Origin of the sequence: Paraburkholderia sp. USG1, assembly GCF_031570135.1 — a bacterium.
Lineage (GTDB): Bacteria > Pseudomonadota > Gammaproteobacteria > Burkholderiales > Burkholderiaceae > Paraburkholderia > Paraburkholderia dioscoreae.
The window spans coordinates 26,666-45,459 of record NZ_JAMWXW010000036.1; the positions used below are offsets into that span (position 1 = coordinate 26,666).

Sequence of the window (18,794 nt, forward strand, 5' to 3'; positions counted from 1 at the left end):
GCTGCCGCGCTGAACCGTGCGGCGATACCCTGCCTGCTCGGGATGGCCGGCACACGTTCTGAACTGCTGACGTTATTCCGGCTCCGCCATCGGCCACGCGCCCGACAGAATCTTCTCCAGCCAGAACGTGCCGATCACCGTCTTGACGTCGGTGATCTTGCCGGTGCGAACCCACTCGGACACCTCGGGCACACTCGCCGTGAACAGTTCGAGAAACTCGCCTTCGTCGAGCTTGCGCTCCCCCTCAGTCAAACCACGCGCGAGATAGATGTCGATGAATTCGGTCGAGTACGAAATGATCGGGTGAATGCGCGTCAGATAGACATACTCGCGCGCGGTATAGCCCGTCTCTTCCCGCAACTCACGAATCGCACAGGCCAGCGCGCCTTCGTTCGGGTCGAGCTTGCCGGCCGGATACTCGACCATGACCTTGCCCATCGGGTAGCGATACTGGCTTTCCAGCAACACACGGCCGTCGTCGAATAAGGGAATCACCATCACGGCGCCCGGGTGCTGAACATATTCGCGCGTGGCATGCTTGCCGTCCGGCAGGCGAACGGTATCGCACTTGAGCGTCAGAAACGGCCCTTGGTGGATCGTTTTGCTCTCGAGACAGGTCTCGGTAAGCGCGGCGTCGTGATCGGGAAGTTCAGCCATATGCGGACCTCGGAACAACTGGGTGCGCCGACGGCGAGGCGCCGTCAGCGGCGTTTGACGAGATACTGGAAGGTGAAGCCGGGGAATGCGAACACCACGAATAGCGCGAACGTGATTGCGTAGAACTGCCACCCCTGTTCGAAGCGGTTACCCGCGCGCGCTTCCAGCAGAAACCCGAGCGCGCCGACCACAAAGTACAGCACAATCAATTCGGCAATCCGGATCCAGGCGCTCTTCTTCGCCGCTTTCAACGGCACGGCGGCGAAGAGGCGCTGATTCAGGAACGGCAGGTTGGCGCCCACCAGCGCCAACAGCACGATAAACCAACCCGCAGCCGACATCAGAGCAGCAGCGTGTGCTGGATAGCCTGCAGGCAGGCCTTCAACAACGGATCCGGCACGATACCGAGCACCAGTACGGCCACGCCGTTGAAGGCGAGCAAGGCACGCGTGCTGGTGTCGGCGAGAATGGGCGACTTGTCTTGCGGATCGTCGAAATACATCAGCTTGACGATACGCAGGTAGTAGAACGCGCCGAACAGCGAGGTGATCACGGCCAGCACCGTCAGCCAGGTCAAACCGGCGTTCATGGTGGCCTGCAGCACCGCGAGCTTCGCATAGAAGCCGACTGCGGGCGGAATGCCGGCGAGCGAGAACATCATGATCATCATCACGAACGCGAATACCGGGCTACGCTGGTTCAGGCCCTTGAAGTCTTCGAGCGTGTCGGCTTCGAAATCGCGGCGCGCCAGCAGCATGATGACGCCGAACGTGCCCATCGTCGTGATCAGGTAGACGATGCTGTAGTACATGGCCGAGCCGTACGCATTGGCCGCGCCCGTGGTCTTGCTGTCGACCACGCCGGCCAGCAGGCCGAGCAGCACGAAACCCATGTTCGAGATCGCCGAGTACGCGAGCATCCGCTTGACGTTGCGTTGCACGATACCGGTAATGTTGCCGACGATCAGCGAGAGCGCCGCGAGAATCACGAGCATCTGCTGCCACTCCACCGCCAGCGGCAGCAGACCCATCACCAGGAAGCGCAAGCCCCACGCGAACGCGGCCACCTTCGGACCGCCGCCGACCATCAGCGTCATGGCCGTCGGAGCGCCTTGATACACGTCAGGCACCCACATGTGGAACGGCACCGCACCCATCTTGAACGCCACGCCCGCCACGATGAAGATCACGCCGAACAGCAGCACGCTCGGGTCGTAGTGGCTCGTGCCGATCGCCTTGAACACTTCGTTCAGGTCGAGCGAACCGGTCGCACCGTACAGCATCGAGATGCCGTACAGCAGGAAGCCGGAAGCCAGCGCGCCGAGCACGTAGTACTTCATGGCCGCCTCGTTCGACTGCGCCGCATCACGACGCAAGGCAATCGCCGCGTACAGCGACAGCGACATCAGTTCCAGGCCGAGATACAGCGTCAGGAAGTTGTTGCCGGAGATCATGACGAGCTGGCCGAGCAACGAGAACATTCCCAGCAGGAAGAACTCGCCGCGGAACAGTCCGCGATCCTCAAGGTAGCGGCGCGAATAGACGATCGACACGGCGTAGCCGAGCGTCACCACCGCTTTCATCACGTTCGCGAACGAATCCACCACATACATGTGGCCGAAGTAGTAGCGCACTTGCGGGTCGAACGCATTCATCGCGAACCAGATGCCGGCGACCAGCGTCGAGAAGAACGCGATGAAATACGTGGTACGGCGACCGGCCTGGCCGACGAACGTGTCGTTGAGCCACGCGACGACAACGGCGAGCATCACCAGCGCGTCAGGCAACAGAGCAGTCATAGGGGCGTTTTGCATGGTCTTTAAATTCCTCCGCTCTGCGTTACTGAGGCAACGGCAGCTTTGATTGCGCAACGTGGGAGAGGAGGTTTTCCACGGATACGTGCATCACATCGGTAAAGGGCTTCGGATACAGGCCCATGAACAACGTCAGTGCAGCGAGCACTGCCAGCATGAAAAATTCGCGGCGGTTGATGTCGAGCAGGCTCCTCACGTGATCGTTGGCGATCGCGCCGAAGTACACGCGCTTGTACATCCACAACGTGTAGGCCGCGCCGAGAATCAGCGTGACTGCCGCGCCGCCCGCGATCCAGAAGTTGTACTGAACCGCCGCCAGAATCACCATGAACTCGCCGACGAAACCAGAGGTGCCAGGCAGGCCGCAATTCGCCATGGAGAACAGCATGACGAACGCCGCGAACTTCGGCATCACGTTGACGACACCGCCGTAATCGGCGATCTGACGCGAATGCATACGGTCGTACAGCACGCCGATGCTCAAGAACATCGCGCCCGACACAAAGCCGTGCGAGATCATCTGAACGATTGCGCCTTCCACACCGAGCTGGTTGAAGATGAAGAAGCCGAGCGTGACGAAACCCATGTGCGCGATCGACGAATACGCGACCAGCTTCTTCATGTCCGCCTGCACCATCGCGACGAGGCCGATGTAGATCACTGCGATCAGCGACAACGTGATGACAACCGGCGCGAGGAAGTGGCTCGCGTCCGGCGTGATCGGCAACGAGAAGCGCAGGAAACCGTATGCGCCCAGCTTCAGCATGATCGCGGCCAGCACGACCGAGCCGCCGGTCGGCGCTTCCACGTGGGCGTCGGGCAACCACGTGTGAACCGGCCACATCGGCACCTTCACGGCAAATGCCATGAAGAACGCTATGAACAGCAACACCTGAGGCGTCATGGCGATCTGCGCATGCTGCCACGTGGCGAGGTCGAACGTGCCGGTCTGGACGTACAGGTACAGCAGCGCGACCAGCATCAGCAGCGAGCCCATCAGCGTGTACAGGAAGAACTTGAATGCCGCGTACACGCGGTTCGCCCCGCCCCACACGCCGATGATGATGTACATCGGAATCAGCGTCGCTTCGAAGAACACGTAGAACAGCATGCCGTCGGCCGCGCTGAACACGCCGACCATGATGCCCGAGAGGATCAGGAATGCGGCCAGGTACTGCGCCACGTTCTTCGTGATCACTTCCCACGCGGCGATCACGACGATCACCGTAATCAGGGCCGTCAACACGACGAACCACATCGAGATGCCGTCGACACCCAGATGGTACGTAATGTTGAAGCGCTCGATCCAGTTCGCCTTTTCGACGAACTGCAGATCGGCGGTGCTCGAATCAAAACCCGTAATCAGCGGGATCGTCACGAGAAAGCTGACGACCGAGCCGATGAGCGCAATCCAGCGCGCGGGAGCCGGGTTCCGGTCGGAACCGATAGCGAGGACCAGCAGGCCAACGAGGATCGGTAACCAGATTGCGATGCTGAGAATCGGATAAGCGTGCATTAGTGTCCCTCGCCTTATTTGCCGCCGAGCGTTACAAACAGGGTCAGGAGCCCCAACATGCCGATAATCATGGCGAACGCGTAGTGGTAGATGTAGCCGGATTGGAGGAAACGGATCACGCCGGCGAACCAGCCGATAAAGCGTGCGCTGCCGTTGACGATGCCGTCGATCACCACGACGTCGCCTTCCTTCCAGAGACCACGGCCAATTGCCACGGCGCCCCGCGCAAACACGACATCGTTGATCTTGTCCAGGTAGTACTTGTTATCGAGCAACGTGTAGATCGGGCCGAATGCGCGCTTGATGACAGCCGGCAAATCCGGACGAATCAGGTACAGGAACCATGCGACCACCACACCCGCGAGCGCCAGCCAGACCGGCAGACCCGCGACCGAGTGCAGGCCCATCGATGCCCAGCCCTGGAACTCCTCGGCCATCTCATGCAGCGCCGGATGGTTTTCGCCGATGAAGATCACCTTGTCGAACGCCACGCCGTGCTGGAAAAAGTCGCCGAACAGCATCGGACCCACGCCGATCGCACCGATCACCACCGACGGAATCGCCAGCAGCACCAGCGGCAGCCACACCACCCACGGTGTTTCGTGCGGCTCGTGTGCGTGGTCGTCGTGACCGTGGCCGTGCGCGTCATGCGCATGGGCAGCGGCTTCGGCACCCATCGGCGAATCCGGGTGCTTCGGATCGCGGAAGCGCTCCTTGCCGTGGAACACCATGAAGTACATACGGAACGAATACAGCGCGGTCACGAAGACACTTGCCACCACTGCGAAGTACGCGAAACCCGAACCCGGCAGATGCGACAGCTTCACTGCGTCGATGATCGAGTCTTTCGAATAGAAGCCCGAGAAGAACGGCGTACCGATCAGCGCCAGCGAACCCACCAGCGACGTGATCCACGTGATCGGCATGTACTTGCGCAGGCCGCCCATGTTGCGCATGTCCTGATCGTGGTGCATGCCGATGATCACCGAACCCGCGCCGAGGAACAGCAGCGCCTTGAAGAACGCGTGCGTCATCAGGTGGAACACGGCGACCGGGTAAGCCGACACGCCGAGCGCCACCGTCATGTAACCTAGCTGCGACAGCGTGGAGTAAGCCACCACACGCTTGATGTCGTTCTGCACGATCCCGAGGAAGCCCATGAACAGCGCGGTAATCGCGCCGATGACCGTCACGAACGAGAGCGCCGTATCCGACAGTTCGAACAGCGGCGACATGCGCGTGACCATGAAGATACCGGCCGTCACCATGGTTGCCGCGTGAATCAGCGCGGAAATCGGCGTCGGGCCTTCCATCGAATCCGGCAGCCAGACGTGCAGCGGGAACTGCGCCGACTTACCCATCGCACCGATGAAGAGGCAAATGCAGGCCACCGTCAGCAGACCCCAGTCCGTACCCGGAAAGGTCAATGCCGCGAGTTCGGTGCGCTTCGCAAACACGTCGCCGTAGTTCATTGAACCGGCGAACGCGAACAGCAGGCCGATACCCAGCAGAAAGCCGAAGTCGCCGATGCGGTTCACGATGAACGCCTTCATGTTCGCGTAGATCGCCGTGGGACGCGTGAAGTAGAAGCCGATCAGCAGGTACGACACCAGGCCCACCGCTTCCCAGCCGAAGAACAGTTGCAGGAAGTTGTTGCTCATCACGAGCATCAACATCGAGAACGTGAACAGCGAGATGTACGAGAAGAAGCGCTGGTAGCCGTCGTCGTCGGCCATGTAGCCGATCGTGTAGATATGCACCATGAGCGACACGAAGGTCACCACGCACATCATCATGGCCGTCAGCGAGTCGACCAGGAAGCCGACCTCGAACTTCGTCTTGCCGATCGACATCCATTCATAGACGGTCGCGTTGAAGCTCGCGCCGTCCATCACCTGGAAGAAGACGATGGCCGAAAGAATGAACGAGATCGCGACGCCGAGAATCGTGACCGAATGCGCACCGGCTCGCCCTACCGCCTTTCCGAACAGCCCGGCAACCAGACAGCCGGCCAGCGGTGCCAGCGGAATCGCCAGCAGCAGGTTTTCATTGAGTATCGTGGACATAACCGCTTTTCCTGAAATTAACCTTTGAGCTGATCGAGATCCTCGACATTGATCGTGTCGAGGCTACGGAACAGGGTCACCAGAATCGCGAGGCCGATTGCCGCTTCCGCTGCCGCAACCGTCAGCACGAAGAAGACGAAGATCTGGCCATGCACGTCGCCGAGGTAATGCGAGAACGCGACGAAATTGGTGTTCACCGCGAGCAGCATCAATTCGATCGCCATCAGGATGATGATGACGTTGCGACGGTTCAGGAAAATGCCGACGATGCTGATCGCAAACAGGATCGCGCCGAGGACAAGGTAATGGGCAAGGGTCAACATGATTTCTATCTCCTGTCCGCTCAGCTGTTCTTGGCCGGCGCCGAGTCGGCCGCTGCTGCCGCCGCTGCCGCGGCTTCTTCCGCCGCGACGGTGGCCGCGGTCTTTTCGGATTTCATCTTCACGACGCGCACACGGTCTTGAGCCCGTACCTTGACCTGTTCGCTGACGTTCTGACGTTTGCTGTCTTTCTTGTGGCTCGTGGTCAGCGCAATCGCCGCGATGATCGCCACCAGCAGCACCAGACCGGCCACTTCGAACGCAAAGATGTAGTCGGTGTAAATGATCTTGCCGATGAGGCGGGTGTTCGACCAGTCGCCCATGCCGTTAGCAGCGGCCGTGGTGTCGCGCAGCGCCGTGGCGGTCGCGCCGTAACCGTGCCACAGGATCAGCGCGGTTTCGATCACGATGATCGCGCCGACCAGCGTGGCCATTGGCACGAAGCGTTTGAAGTCTTTGCGCAGCACGTCGATATTGATGTCCAGCATCATCACGACGAACAGGAACAACACCATCACCGCGCCGACGTAGACCAGCACCAGCAGGATCGCAAGGAACTCGGCCTCCAGCAGCATCCAGATCGCGGCTGCGTTGAAGAACGCCAGCACCAGAAACAGTGCGGACGACACCGGGTTGCGCGAGGTGATCACCTTCAGCCCTGAAACCACCAGGAGCAGCGCGAAGATGTAGAACAGTACGGTCGTGAATTCCATGATTACCGGTTCATCGTTAGGCCATCGTCAGGCATTGTTCTTCGGCACCTGGGGCTGACATACAACTGGCATACCGCCAGAACAGCCGCACAGGTGCGCCGTGCCGCGGCGTTCAGGCCGTGGCGCCCGGCCCGACAACAGGCCGTGATTGCTGCATTTACCGCTGCATTTACTGCTTCAACTGAAGCGCTTCAACGATACGGTGCGTCCGCTGCCTTGTTCGCAGCGATCTCCGTTTCATAGCGGTCGCCCACAGCCAGCAGCATGTCTTTCGTGAAGTACAGATCGCCACGCTTTTCGCCGTGATACTCGAGAATGTGCGTTTCGACGATCGAATCGACCGGGCAGCTCTCTTCGCAGAAACCGCAGAAGATGCACTTGGTCAGGTCGATGTCGTAGCGCGTGGTGCGGCGGGTGTTGTCCGCGCGCGTTTCCGACTCGATCGTAATAGCGAGCGCCGGACACACCGCTTCGCACAGCTTGCACGCGATGCAGCGTTCTTCACCGTTTTCATAGCGTCGCAGCGCATGCAGACCGCGAAAACGCGGCGAGATCGGGGTCTTCTCTTCCGGAAATTGCACGGTCACCTTGCGCTGGAACGTATAACGTCCGGTCAACGCGAGGCCTTTGAGCAACTCCGTGAGGAAGAAGGTCTTGAAAAAGTTTTGGATTGCGGTCATGGGTTCATCCGCCCTTTATTTCCAGATATTCAACGGCGACATGATCCAGAAGCCGACCACCACCAGCCACACCACGCAGACCGGAATGAAGATCTTCCAGCCCAGACGCATGATCTGGTCATAGCGATAGCGCGGGAATGTGGCACGCGCCCAGATGAACACCGACAACAGGAAGAAAACCTTGGCGACGAGCCAGACGATGCCCGGGATAAACGACAGGAAGCCGAACGGTGCGCTCCAGCCGCCGAGGAACAGTGTTGCAGCCAATGCCGAGATCACGATCATGTTGATGTACTCGGCGAGGAAGAACAGCGCGAACGCCATACCCGAGTAATCGATCATGTGGCCCGCGACGATTTCCGACTCCCCTTCCACCACGTCGAACGGGTGACGGTTCGTTTCGGCGATGCCCGAGATGAAGTACACGACGAACATCGGCAGTAGCGGCAGCCAGTTCCACGACAGGAAGTTCAAGCCGTACGACGCGAAGATACCGTGTTCCTGCGAAGCGACGATGCCCGACAGGTTCAGCGTGCCGGCCGTCATCAGCACGACGACGAGCGCGAAGCCCATCGAAATTTCGTACGACACCATCTGGGCCGCGGCACGCATGGCGCCGAGGAACGCGTACTTCGAGTTCGACGCCCAGCCTGCCAGAATCACCCCGTACACGCCGATCGATGAAACCGCCATTGCATACAGAAGACCCGCGTTGATGTCGCCGAGCACCGCACCCGCCTGGAACGGAATCACCGCCCAGACCGCAAAGGCCGGCACCACCACCATGATCGGGGCGACCATGTAAATCCAGCGACTCGCCTGCGCCGGCTGAATCACTTCTTTCAGCAACAGCTTCAGCACGTCGGCGATTGGCTGCAGCAAACCTGCGGGGCCCACGCGGTTCGGGCCGAGACGCACGTGCATCCAGCCGATCAGCTTACGCTCCCACAGAATCAGGTAAGCCACGCACAGCAGGATCACGACGGCCACCACCAGGATGCGCACCAGTGCCCACACCGTGGGCCACGCCACACCGAGAAGCTGGGTGCCGCCCGAGTTGATCGTATCGAACAAGCTCATTTACGCCTTCTCCACCACCAGTTCACCGAACAGGCTGCCCAGCGCTGCACCGGCAGGCGTAGCCGCCGATACGCGGACGACCGTCTCCGCAAGATTCGCGTCGCGCACGGCCGGCAACTGCACCGATTGCTCGCCCTGGCGCACGCGCACTGCGTCGCCTTCCTTCAAACCCAGTTTGTCGAACAGCGCCGCCGGCAGACCGACCGTGTTCGCTGCCCGTGCCGCTGCCGTCAGATGCAGCGACTCTGCCCGGCGTACCAGCGCGTCGGCATGATAGATCGGCACGTTCGCGATCCGCTCGAACTTGCCTTCCGCAGCCTTCGCCGCCTTGCCGCGTGCGACCGTGACACCGGTCCTGTTCGACAGCCGCGACTTCAGTTCGCCGTCGCCGAGAGCGACCGTGCGCACTTCTTCCGAAGTCTCGAATTCGAAGCCCGGCAGACCCAGCAGGCTGCCCAGCACACGCAACACCTTCCAGGCCGGACGCGTGTCGCCGAGCGGACGCACGACACCATTGAACGTCTGCACCGTACCTTCGGCGTTGACGAACGTACCGGCGGTTTCCGTGAACGGCGCGATCGGCAGCAGCACGTCGGCGTATTCGGCACCGGTCTGGAACGGCGACAGCACGACCACCATTTCAGCCTGCTTCAGCGCGGCCAAAGCCTGCGCCGGATTGGCCGTGTCGAACTCCGGTTCGACGTTCAGCAGCACATAGCCCTTGCGCGGTTGCTCGAACACTTCGCGAGCGCTCAGACCGCCCTCGCCCGGCAACGCGTTCACGAGATGCGCGCCGACCGTGTTGGCCGCTTCCGTGAGGAAGCCCAGCGTCGCGCCGGTCGCGTCTGCGATCCATTGCGCCGCGGCCTGGATGACCGCGAAGTCCGGATGACGGACCGCACCGTTGCCCAACAACACGAGGCGGCGTTCGCCCGTGGCGAGCGACTTCGCGATCTGTTTGTCGGCCTCCGAAGGCTGCGTGCCGGCGAAAGCTTCCGGCAGCGCCACGCCGCCGGCTTCCGACACGGCCCCGGCAATACCGGCCAGCGCGTCGAGCCATGCGGACGGCGCCGCTACCACGCGTTGCGCTTGCGGAATCAGCGCGTCGTCGTTGGTGGCCTGCACGAGCGTGAGCTTCGCGCCGCCCTTTGCGGCCTGACGCAGACGCGCGGCGAACAGCGGATGATCGCGGCGCAGATCCGAACCGATCACCAACGCGGCGTCGACGTTCGACAGATCGGCGATGGCGGTGCCGAGCCACGGCGCACCGTTGACCGGCGCCGAGAAATCCGACTGACGCAGACGGAAGTCGACGTTAGGCGTGCCGACTGCTTGCGCCAGCTGCTTCAACAGGAACAGTTCTTCGACGGTGCTGTGGGCGCTGCCGAGCGCGGCCAACGCGTTCGCGCCGTGGTCGCCCTTGATGCCCTTCAAACCCTTCACCACATATTCGAGCGCGGTTTGCCAGTCGGTCTCGACCCACTTGCCACCTTGCTTGAGCATCGGCTGAGTCAGACGCTCGGGGCTGTTCAGGCCTTCATACGAGAAGCGGTCCTTGTCCGAAATCCAGCATTCGTTGATGGATTCGTTTTCGAACGGCAGAACGCGCATCACGCGATTGTTCTTGACTTGCACCACGAGGTTGGCGCCGACGGAGTCGTGCGGGCTCACCGACTTGCGGCGCGACAGTTCCCACGTGCGGGCGCTGTAACGGAACGGCTTGCTGGTCAGCGCGCCGACCGGGCACAGATCGATCATGTTGCCCGACAGTTCCGAATCCACCGTCTTGCCGACGAACGACGTGATTTCCGAATGCTCGCCGCGGCCCAGCATGCCGAGTTCCATCACGCCGGCCACTTCCTGGCCGAACCGCACACAACGCGTGCAGTGGATGCAACGCGACATTTCTTCCATCGAGATCAGCGGGCCGACGTTCTTGTGGAACACGACGCGCTTTTCTTCGCTATAACGCGATGCCGACTTGCCGTAGCCCACGGCCAGATCCTGCAACTGGCACTCGCCGCCCTGATCGCAGATCGGGCAATCCAGCGGGTGGTTGATCAGCAGGAATTCCATCACGGCTTGCTGGCCCTTCACCGCCTTGTCCGACTTGGTGCGCACGATCATGCCGGCCGATACCGGCGTGGCGCACGCGGGCACCGCTTTCGGCATCTTTTCGACATCGACCAGACACATCCGGCAGTTGGCCGCAATCGACAGCTTCTTGTGATAGCAGAAGTGAGGAATGTACGTGTCGACCTTATGCGCAGCCTGGATCACCATGCTGCCTTCAGGCACCTCTACTTTCTTGCCGTCTATTTCAAGTTCAACCATGATGGTCAATCTTCCTTAACCTGTTACCGCTCAATCGTTCGCCTGTTCAGCGCCCGTTTCAGGCGATGAATCCCGCGGTTGACGTGTTCTGGTGTGTACCTGTTCTACGTACTTGTTTGCGTGCTCAGGCAGCCACTGTTTCCGACGCCGCTGCAGCGCCGGCATGGCCGCCGACGAGGCAATGCTTATGGGCGACGTGATATTCGAATTCGTCCCAGTAGTGCTTGAGCATGCCGCGAACCGGCATGGCCGCCGCATCGCCGAGCGCACAAATCGTGCGGCCCATGATGTTTTCAGCGACCGAGTTCAGCAGGTCCAGATCTTCCGGACGGCCGAGTCCGTGTTCGATACGATGCACGACGCGGTACAACCAGCCCGTGCCTTCGCGGCAAGGCGTGCATTGACCACACGATTCTTCGTAATAGAAATACGACAGACGCAACAACGAGCGCACCATGCAGCGCGTCTCGTCCATGACGATGACCGCGCCGGAACCGAGCATCGAGCCTTGCTTGGCGATCGAGTCGTAGTCCATGTCGGTCTGCATCATGATGTCGCCCGGAATCACCGGTGCGGACGAGCCGCCAGGAATCACAGCCTTGATCTTCTTGCCGCCGCGTACGCCGCCAGCGAGTTCCATCAGCGTGGCGAACGGGGTGCCGAGCGGAATTTCATAATTGCCCGGACGCTCGACGTCGCCTGCGATCGAAAAAATCTTCGTGCCGCCGTTATTCGGCTTGCCGATTTCGAGGTAATTCTGCGGACCGATTGCGAGCAGGAACGGCACTGCGGCAAACGTCTCAGTGTTGTTGATCGTGGTCGGCTTGCCGTACACGCCGAAGCTCGCCGGGAACGGCGGCTTGAAGCGCGGCTGGCCTTTCTTGCCTTCCAGCGATTCGAGCAGCGCGGTTTCTTCGCCACAGATATAGGCGCCGTAACCGTGGTGCGCATGCAGTTCGAACGAGAAGCCCGAACCCATGATGTTTTCGCCAAGGAACCCGGCGCGGCGAGCTTCGTCCAACGCTTGTTCAAAGCGTTTGTAGACCTCCCAGATTTCGCCGTGGATATAGTTGTAGCCGACCGTAATGCCCATCGCGTACGCGCCGATGGCCATGCCTTCGATCAGCGCATGCGGATTGAAGCGCAGGATGTCGCGGTCTTTGAACGTACCCGGTTCGCCTTCGTCCGAATTGCAGACGAGGTACTTCTGGCCGGGGAACTGGCGCGGCATGAAGCTCCACTTCAGGCCGGTCGGGAAGCCCGCACCGCCTCGGCCGCGCAGACCCGACGCCTTGACGTCGGCAATCACCTGCTCGGGCGGAATCTTCTCTTCCAGAATACGGCGCAGCTGGGCATAACCGCCGCGCGCCACATAGTCTTCGAGATGCCAGTTATCGCCGTTCAGGCCGGCGAGAATCAGCGGTTTGATGTGACGATCGTGTAAACACGTCATTTCGAAAGTTCCTCGAGCAGCTGGTCGATCTTCGCGCGGCTCATGAAGCTGCACATGCGATGGTTGTTCACCAGCATCACCGGCGCGTCGCCGCACGAGCCCATGCACTCACCTTCTTTCAGGGTGAACTTGCCGTCGGGCGTGGTTTCGCCGAAGTCGATGCCGAGCTTCTGCTTCAGATATTCAGCAGCGCTGTCCGAGCCGCCGTCCGGGCCGAGCTGACACGGCAGGTTCGTGCAGAGCGTGATCTTGTACTTGCCGACCGGCGAGGTCTCGTACATCGTGTAGAAGGTAGCCACCTCCTGCACGGCGACTGCCGGCATGCCGAGATAGTCCGCGACGAACTGCATGAGTTCGGGCGACAGCCAGCCATGCTCTTCCTGAGCAGTGGCCAACGCCGACATCACGGCGGACTGTTTCTGATCGGCGGGATACTTCGCGATCGCACGATCGATTTCTTTCAGGCCTTCAGCTGAGATCATTTTCAGACACGACTCTTTCAATTCCTACCGAACGAAAACCCGTCGCTCACATCATGCTGCGACAGACCCGGCGTTCCTTTGCTTGCCGCGCGCTTCGGTGCAATCTGAAGACGCGCGCCGATGAATACGTCCTAGCGATCCACTTCGCCGAACACGATGTCCTGCGTGCCGATGATCGTCACAGCGTCGGCGATCATGTGACCGCGCGCCATTTCGTCGAGCGTGGACAGATGTGCATAGCCCGGTGCGCGGATCTTCAGGCGATACGGCTTGTTCGCGCCGTCCGAGATCAGGTAGATGCCGAACTCGCCCTTCGGATGCTCGACAGCCGCATACGCCTCGCCTTCCGGCACGTGGAAGCCTTCCGTGAAGAGCTTGAAGTGGTGAATCAGCTCTTCCATGTTCGACTTCATGCCCACGCGCGACGGAGGCGCAACCTTGTGATTGTCGACCATCACGGGGCCTGGATTCTTACGCAGCCACTCAATGCACTGTTTCACGATGCGCGTGGATTGGCGCATTTCTTCGACGCGAACCAGATAGCGGTCATAGCAATCGCCATTCACGCCGACCGGAACGTCGAAATCGAGCTTGTCATAGACTTCATACGGCTGCTTCTTGCGCAGATCCCACTCGATACCCGAGCCGCGCAACATGGCGCCCGTCATACCGAGATTCAGCGCGCGCTCCGGGCTGACCACGCCGATACCGACCAGACGCTGCTTCCAGATCCGGTTGTCGGTGAGCAGCGTTTCGTATTCGTCCACGCACTTCGGGAAACGCGTGAAGAAATCGTCGATGAAGTCGAGGAGCGAACCCTGACGGTTCTCGTTCATCCTTGACAATGCCTTCGCATTGCGAATTTTCGATGCCTTGTATTGCGGCATTGCGTCGGGCAGATCGCGATAGACGCCGCCCGGACGATAGTAAGCCGCGTGCATCCGTGCGCCGGAGACCGCTTCGTACACGTCCATCAGGTCTTCGCGTTCGCGGAATGCGTAAAGGAACACCGCCATCGCGCCGACGTCGAGCGCATGCGCGCCGATCCACATGAGGTGGTTCAGCACGCGCGTGATTTCGTCGAACATCACGCGAATGTATTGCGCGCGTACCGGCACGTCGATGCCGAGCAGCTTTTCGATCGCCATCACGTAGCCGTGCTCGTTGACCATCATCGACACGTAGTCGAGACGGTCCATGTACGGCACCGACTGAATGAATGTTTTGGTTTCGGCGAGCTTTTCAGTCGCGCGATGCAACAGGCCGATGTGGGGATCGGCGCGCTGGATGACTTCGCCGTCGAGTTCGAGCACGAGGCGCAGCACACCGTGCGCTGCCGGGTGCTGCGGGCCGAAGTTGAGCGTGTAGTTCTTGATCTCTGCCATGGCGTTCTCTTAGTGTTTCAGACCGCCATAGCGATCTTCGCGGATCACGCGCGGTGTGATTTCCCGCGGCTCGATCGTCACGGGCTGATAGACGACGCGCTTCTCTTCCGGGTCGTAACGCATTTCGACGTAGCCGGAGACCGGGAAATCTTTACGGAACGGGTGACCAATAAAACCGTAGTCGGTCAGGATGCGGCGCAGATCCGGGTGGCCTTCGAACACGATGCCGTACAGGTCGAATGCTTCGCGCTCGTACCAGTTGACCGAGCTCCAGATTTCGACGACAGACGGCAGGATCGGCACTTCGTCGTCCGGTGCGAACACGCGCAGACGCAGACGCCAGTTGTTCTGCACCGACAGCAAATGCAGAACGGCCGCGAAACGCGGACCGTCGTAAGCGCCGTCGGCGTAGGTCTGATAGTCGACGCCGCACAGATCCACGCATTGCTCGAAACCGAGCGAGCGGTCGTCACGCAGACGGGTTGCCACGTTGAGGTAGTCGCCAGCCTTCACGACGATCGTCAACTCACCGATTGCCTCGGTAGTGCTCTGCAGGAGGCCGCCAAAGGCCGCCTCGAGGTTCGCTTTCAGGGTCTCGAGTTTGCTTGCCATATTGTGGGGGAGGCGTTGGCCTTATTGACGGGCGATTGTGTTGGTGCGGCGAATCTTGGCCTGCAACTGGATCACGCCGTACACCAGCGCTTCCGCCGTAGGTGGGCAACCCGGCACATAGACGTCGACCGGGACGATCCGGTCACAGCCGCGCACCACCGAATACGAGTAGTGGTAATAGCCGCCGCCGTTCGCACACGAGCCCATCGAGATAACCCAGCGCGGCTCGGCCATCTGGTCGTAGACCTTGCGCAGAGCCGGCGCCATCTTGTTGCACAGCGTGCCGGCGACGATCATCACATCCGACTGACGCGGACTTGGACGAAACACCACGCCGAACCGGTCCAGGTCATAACGGGCAGCACCCGCATGCATCATCTCGACCGCGCAGCACGCGAGACCAAACGTCATCGGCCACAGCGAGCCGGTGCGCGTCCAGTTGATCAGTTTGTCAGCCGTGGTGGTGACAAACCCTTCCTTCAAGACCCCTTCGATACTCATTTGCTTTCCACTCCAGACGGGGTGGCAAGCCAGGCCACCCACGCAAACCGGCGATTAATCCATCATTCCCAGTCGAGGCCGCCCTTCTTCCAGATATAGGCGAAGCCCAGCAGGAATTCGAGCAGGAAAATCATCATCGCCATGAAGCCGGGCCAGCCGATGTCGCGCAAGGCAACGCCCCACGGGAACAGGAACGCGGTTTCAAGATCGAAAATGATGAAGAGAATGGCGACGAGGTAATAGCGCACATCGAACTTCATGCGCGCATCTTCGAATGCTTCGAAGCCGCACTCGTACGGTGCGTTTTTCTCGGTGTCAGGCTTATTGGGACCAAGGATCTTGCCAATGCTGACCAGTGCTACGCCTAAACCAGTGCCTACAATGAGGAACAACAAGACGGGGAAATAGGCTGCGAGGTTCAAGACAGTCCTCAATCGGTTGGGTTCTGAGTGCCGTCAGGAGCATAGCACTCCTGACGCGAAATCACTTCCGAAACGCACATGCCGCAAGCCCAACGCAAGCCGCACGCCAGAAGTGAAAATGCCAGCCGAAGCGAAGCAAGCGGCTGGCATTTAGATAACATTTTGGTGCCGACGGCGAGACTCGAACTCGCACAGCTTTCGCCACTACCCCCTCAAGATAGCGTGTCTACCAATTTCACCACGTCGGCACTGCATGCAATCCGGGAAAACAACTTATAAAACCCGCGAATCGCTTCAAGACTTGAATTATAACTGGTCTAAACAGTTTGTTCAACGCACAAAAGCACCTTGAACGAAAATTTTATTTCGGCACGTCGGTCGCCGGAATGGACGCAGCTGATGCCGGCAAAACAGCCGAACCGCCCGCCGCCGCCGAAGCGGCAGAAGCGGCAACCGGAGCCGTCACAGCCGCGCCCAGCACGCCTGCGGAAGGTTTCGCGCGATATGCTCCGAGGTAAGTGAGTGTCAGCGTGGTGACAAAAAACACCGCCGCGAGAACGGCTGTCGTACGTGACAAAAAGTTTGCAGAACCGGTCGCGCCGAACAGACTGCCGGACGCTCCGCTACCAAAAGCCGCGCCCATATCGGCGCCTTTGCCGTGCTGCAGCAACACGAGGCCAATAACCCCGAGTGCCGACAACAGCTGAACGACGATAATCAATGTTTTCAAATACAGCATTACACTCACCTGAGTCTTTATTTAACCGCGCTACACACTGCGTGTTGCACGGGATGGGGTCATCCTCGCCAAGGCGCCCTGCTCAATCGGCGACGCTCGTTGCGGCCGCCGCCTTGCAGATCGCCAGGAAATCCTGGGCTTTCAACGACGCGCCGCCGATCAGGCCGCCGTCGATATCCGGCTGGCGGAACAATTCTTCCGCGTTTTCCGGTTTCACGCTGCCACCGTACAACAGCGGCACATCCGCCACCGCCACGCCCTTTGCCGCCAGACGCGCGCGCAGGAACGCATGAACGGCCTGCGCCTGCTCCGAACTCGCGCTCTTGCCCGTGCCGATGGCCCAGACTGGCTCATACGCGACGACAATGCGCGCCGCCTCCTGCTCCGACAATTTCGCCAGCACTTCGTCCAGCTGCGTGCCGACCACCTGCTCAGTCAAACCGGCTTCGCGCTCTTCAAGCGTTTCGCCGACACAAACGATCGGCGTCAAACCCGCTTCCAGCGCGCGCTGCGTTTTCACCGCGACCAGCTCGGCGCTCTCGCGATGATAGGCACGGCGCTCCGAATGCCCGACGATCGCCAGCGTGGCGCCGAAATCCACCGCCATCGGCGCGGCCACTTCGCCGGTGTAGGCGCCATGCGTAAACGCTGACACGTCCTGCACGCCCCACACCACCCGGCTGCCTTCCAGCAACGATTGAGACTGCGCGAGATACGGGCTCGGCACGCAGACACCGACGCGCACTTCGGCCGGCAATTCGCCCGCGCCTTGCGCCACCGCCTGCAACAGCGTGGCGTTATCGGCGAGGCGCCCGTGCATCTTCCAGTTACCGACTACCAGTTTGGCTCGTTGTTTCGACATCGTCTCGTCTTGTCTTGGCGGCGGACTTTTGTTTGCGCTTACAGTCCGCCTTGCGGATTCATGCGGCGTGCGCAAAACGCGCAATTTTACTGCGTGGGGTGGATCGGGTCAAACCGACCGTGTCAAGCGTCCTGGCCCCAAGACAGCACGATCTTGCCGACATGCGTGCTGCTTTCCATCAGCGCGTGTGCGTCGGCAGCCTGCGCGGCCGGAAACACGCGATGCACCACGGGCTTGATGCTGCCATCTTCGAGATGCGGCCAGACGCGCTCTTTCAGTTGCGCGGCAATCTTCGCCTTGAATTCGATCGGCCGCGGACGCAGCGTCGAACCGGTCACCGTCAAACGGCGGCGCAGCACTTCGTTCAGGTTCAGTTCCGCTTTCGCGCCGCCCAGCAATGCGATCAGCACGATGCGTCCGCCGTCGGCCAAAGCCGTCAGCTCACGCGACACATAACTGCCCGCCACCATGTCGAGAACCACGTCGACACCGCGATCGTTGGTCAGCGACTTGATCACTTCGACGAAATCTTCAGTCTTGTAGCTGATCGCCCGCTCGGCGCCCAACGCTTCGCACGCGCGGCACTTCTCGTCCGACCCGGCGGTCGCGAACACGCGAAAACCGAGCGCATGCGCAATCTGGATCGCCGTCACGCCGATGCCGCTGGAACCGCCTTGTACCAGCAGCGTTTCGTCCGGCGCACCTTCCCCCTTGCCGAGTTGAGCACGGTCGAACACATTGCTCCACACCGTGAAGAATGTTTCCGGCAGCGAAGCCGCTTCGACGTCCGACAAGCCTGCCGGCACCGGCAGGCACTGCAGCAGCGGTGCGACCGCGTATTCCGCATAGCCGCCGCCGGCGAGCAACGCGCATACGCGATCGCCGACTTTCAGGCCAAACGGGTTGTTCTTCTCGTCGATCGTACCGCCGACAATTTCTCCCGCCACTTCCAGCCCCGGCAGATCCGACGCGCCCGGCGGCGGCGCATAGCCGCCTTTGCGCTGGAACACGTCCGGACGGTTGATGCCGGATGCGGCCACCTTGATCAGCACCTCGCCCGCGGCCGGCTGCGGCGTGGGCCGCTCGGCCACCTTCAGGACTTCCGGTGCACCGAATTCGGTGATTTCGATCGCTTTCATCTGCGTCAGCTCCAAGATTG

Annotated in this window: 19 protein-coding genes and 1 tRNA gene; all 20 read right to left on the reverse strand. The window is 60.8% G+C overall.

Annotated features, from left to right (window positions below; all coding sequences use genetic code 11):
• Positions 1–72: 72 nt before the first annotated feature.
• Positions 73–657 carry an NUDIX domain-containing protein gene (locus NE850_RS33495; protein ID WP_007175602.1) on the reverse strand — a complete coding sequence of 195 codons (585 nt, stop codon included), beginning with the start codon at positions 655–657 and terminating at the stop codon, positions 73–75.
• Positions 658–701: 44 nt separating this feature from the next.
• Positions 702–998, reverse strand: a complete 297-nt coding sequence (locus tag NE850_RS33500; RefSeq protein WP_007175603.1) for a DUF2818 family protein — start codon at positions 996–998, stop codon at positions 702–704.
• Positions 998–2,470, reverse strand: a complete 1,473-nt coding sequence (nuoN, locus tag NE850_RS33505; RefSeq protein ID WP_007175604.1) for an NADH-quinone oxidoreductase subunit NuoN — start codon at positions 2,468–2,470, stop codon at positions 998–1,000. The genes NE850_RS33500 and nuoN overlap by 1 nt, the downstream gene beginning before the upstream one ends.
• 25 nt (positions 2,471–2,495) lie before the next feature.
• Entirely contained in the window at positions 2,496–3,986 is a 1,491-nt protein-coding gene (locus NE850_RS33510) for an NADH-quinone oxidoreductase subunit M (RefSeq protein ID WP_007175605.1), read from the reverse strand.
• A gap of 14 nt (positions 3,987–4,000) precedes the next feature.
• Positions 4,001–6,052 (reverse strand): NADH-quinone oxidoreductase subunit L, encoded by a 2,052-nt coding sequence (nuoL, locus tag NE850_RS33515; RefSeq protein WP_007175606.1) that lies wholly within the window; start codon positions 6,050–6,052, stop codon positions 4,001–4,003.
• Between the two features lie 17 nt (positions 6,053–6,069).
• On the reverse strand, positions 6,070–6,375 hold the full coding sequence (gene nuoK, locus NE850_RS33520) for an NADH-quinone oxidoreductase subunit NuoK (RefSeq protein ID WP_006052894.1): 306 nt from the start codon (positions 6,373–6,375) through the stop codon (positions 6,070–6,072).
• 20 nt (positions 6,376–6,395) lie between these two features.
• The gene (locus NE850_RS33525) at positions 6,396–7,085 is read right to left on the reverse strand and encodes an NADH-quinone oxidoreductase subunit J (protein WP_007175607.1); all 690 of its coding nucleotides are present in this window, start codon (positions 7,083–7,085) and stop codon (positions 6,396–6,398) included.
• A 191-nt stretch (positions 7,086–7,276) separates the two neighbouring features.
• Positions 7,277–7,765: an NADH-quinone oxidoreductase subunit NuoI gene (gene nuoI / locus NE850_RS33530; protein WP_007175608.1), complete on the reverse strand. Its 489-nt coding sequence runs from the start codon at positions 7,763–7,765 to the stop codon at positions 7,277–7,279.
• Between the two features lie 15 nt (positions 7,766–7,780).
• A complete protein-coding gene (gene nuoH, locus NE850_RS33535) occupies positions 7,781–8,845 on the reverse strand; it encodes an NADH-quinone oxidoreductase subunit NuoH (RefSeq protein WP_007175609.1) in 1,065 nt (354 codons plus the stop codon).
• On the reverse strand, positions 8,846–11,179 hold the full coding sequence (gene nuoG / locus NE850_RS33540) for an NADH-quinone oxidoreductase subunit NuoG (protein WP_007175610.1): 2,334 nt from the start codon (positions 11,177–11,179) through the stop codon (positions 8,846–8,848).
• A gap of 124 nt (positions 11,180–11,303) precedes the next feature.
• Entirely contained in the window at positions 11,304–12,632 is a 1,329-nt protein-coding gene (gene nuoF / locus NE850_RS33545) for an NADH-quinone oxidoreductase subunit NuoF (protein ID WP_007175611.1), read from the reverse strand.
• Positions 12,629–13,114, reverse strand: a complete 486-nt coding sequence (nuoE, locus tag NE850_RS33550) for an NADH-quinone oxidoreductase subunit NuoE (RefSeq protein WP_007175612.1) — start codon at positions 13,112–13,114, stop codon at positions 12,629–12,631. The genes nuoF and nuoE overlap by 4 nt, the downstream gene beginning before the upstream one ends.
• 131 nt (positions 13,115–13,245) lie before the next feature.
• Positions 13,246–14,499 (reverse strand): NADH-quinone oxidoreductase subunit D, encoded by a 1,254-nt coding sequence (locus tag NE850_RS33555; protein WP_165185385.1) that lies wholly within the window; start codon positions 14,497–14,499, stop codon positions 13,246–13,248.
• 9 nt (positions 14,500–14,508) lie between these two features.
• A complete protein-coding gene (locus tag NE850_RS33560; protein WP_007175614.1) occupies positions 14,509–15,111 on the reverse strand; it encodes an NADH-quinone oxidoreductase subunit C in 603 nt (200 codons plus the stop codon).
• 21 nt (positions 15,112–15,132) lie between these two features.
• Positions 15,133–15,612, reverse strand: coding sequence for an NADH-quinone oxidoreductase subunit B family protein (locus NE850_RS33565; protein WP_006052903.1), 480 nt, complete (start codon positions 15,610–15,612; stop codon positions 15,133–15,135).
• Positions 15,613–15,674: 62 nt separating this feature from the next.
• Positions 15,675–16,034, reverse strand: a complete 360-nt coding sequence (locus NE850_RS33570; RefSeq protein WP_007175615.1) for an NADH-quinone oxidoreductase subunit A — start codon at positions 16,032–16,034, stop codon at positions 15,675–15,677.
• A 163-nt stretch (positions 16,035–16,197) separates the two neighbouring features.
• Positions 16,198–16,282, reverse strand: a tRNA-Leu gene (locus NE850_RS33575).
• 113 nt (positions 16,283–16,395) lie between these two features.
• Entirely contained in the window at positions 16,396–16,773 is a 378-nt protein-coding gene (secG, locus tag NE850_RS33580; protein WP_007175616.1) for a preprotein translocase subunit SecG, read from the reverse strand.
• A gap of 82 nt (positions 16,774–16,855) precedes the next feature.
• The gene (gene tpiA / locus NE850_RS33585) at positions 16,856–17,635 is read right to left on the reverse strand and encodes a triose-phosphate isomerase (protein WP_007175617.1); all 780 of its coding nucleotides are present in this window, start codon (positions 17,633–17,635) and stop codon (positions 16,856–16,858) included.
• A gap of 122 nt (positions 17,636–17,757) precedes the next feature.
• The gene (locus NE850_RS33590) at positions 17,758–18,774 is read right to left on the reverse strand and encodes an NAD(P)H-quinone oxidoreductase (protein WP_310699940.1); all 1,017 of its coding nucleotides are present in this window, start codon (positions 18,772–18,774) and stop codon (positions 17,758–17,760) included.
• Between the last annotated feature and the right edge of the window lie 20 nt (positions 18,775–18,794).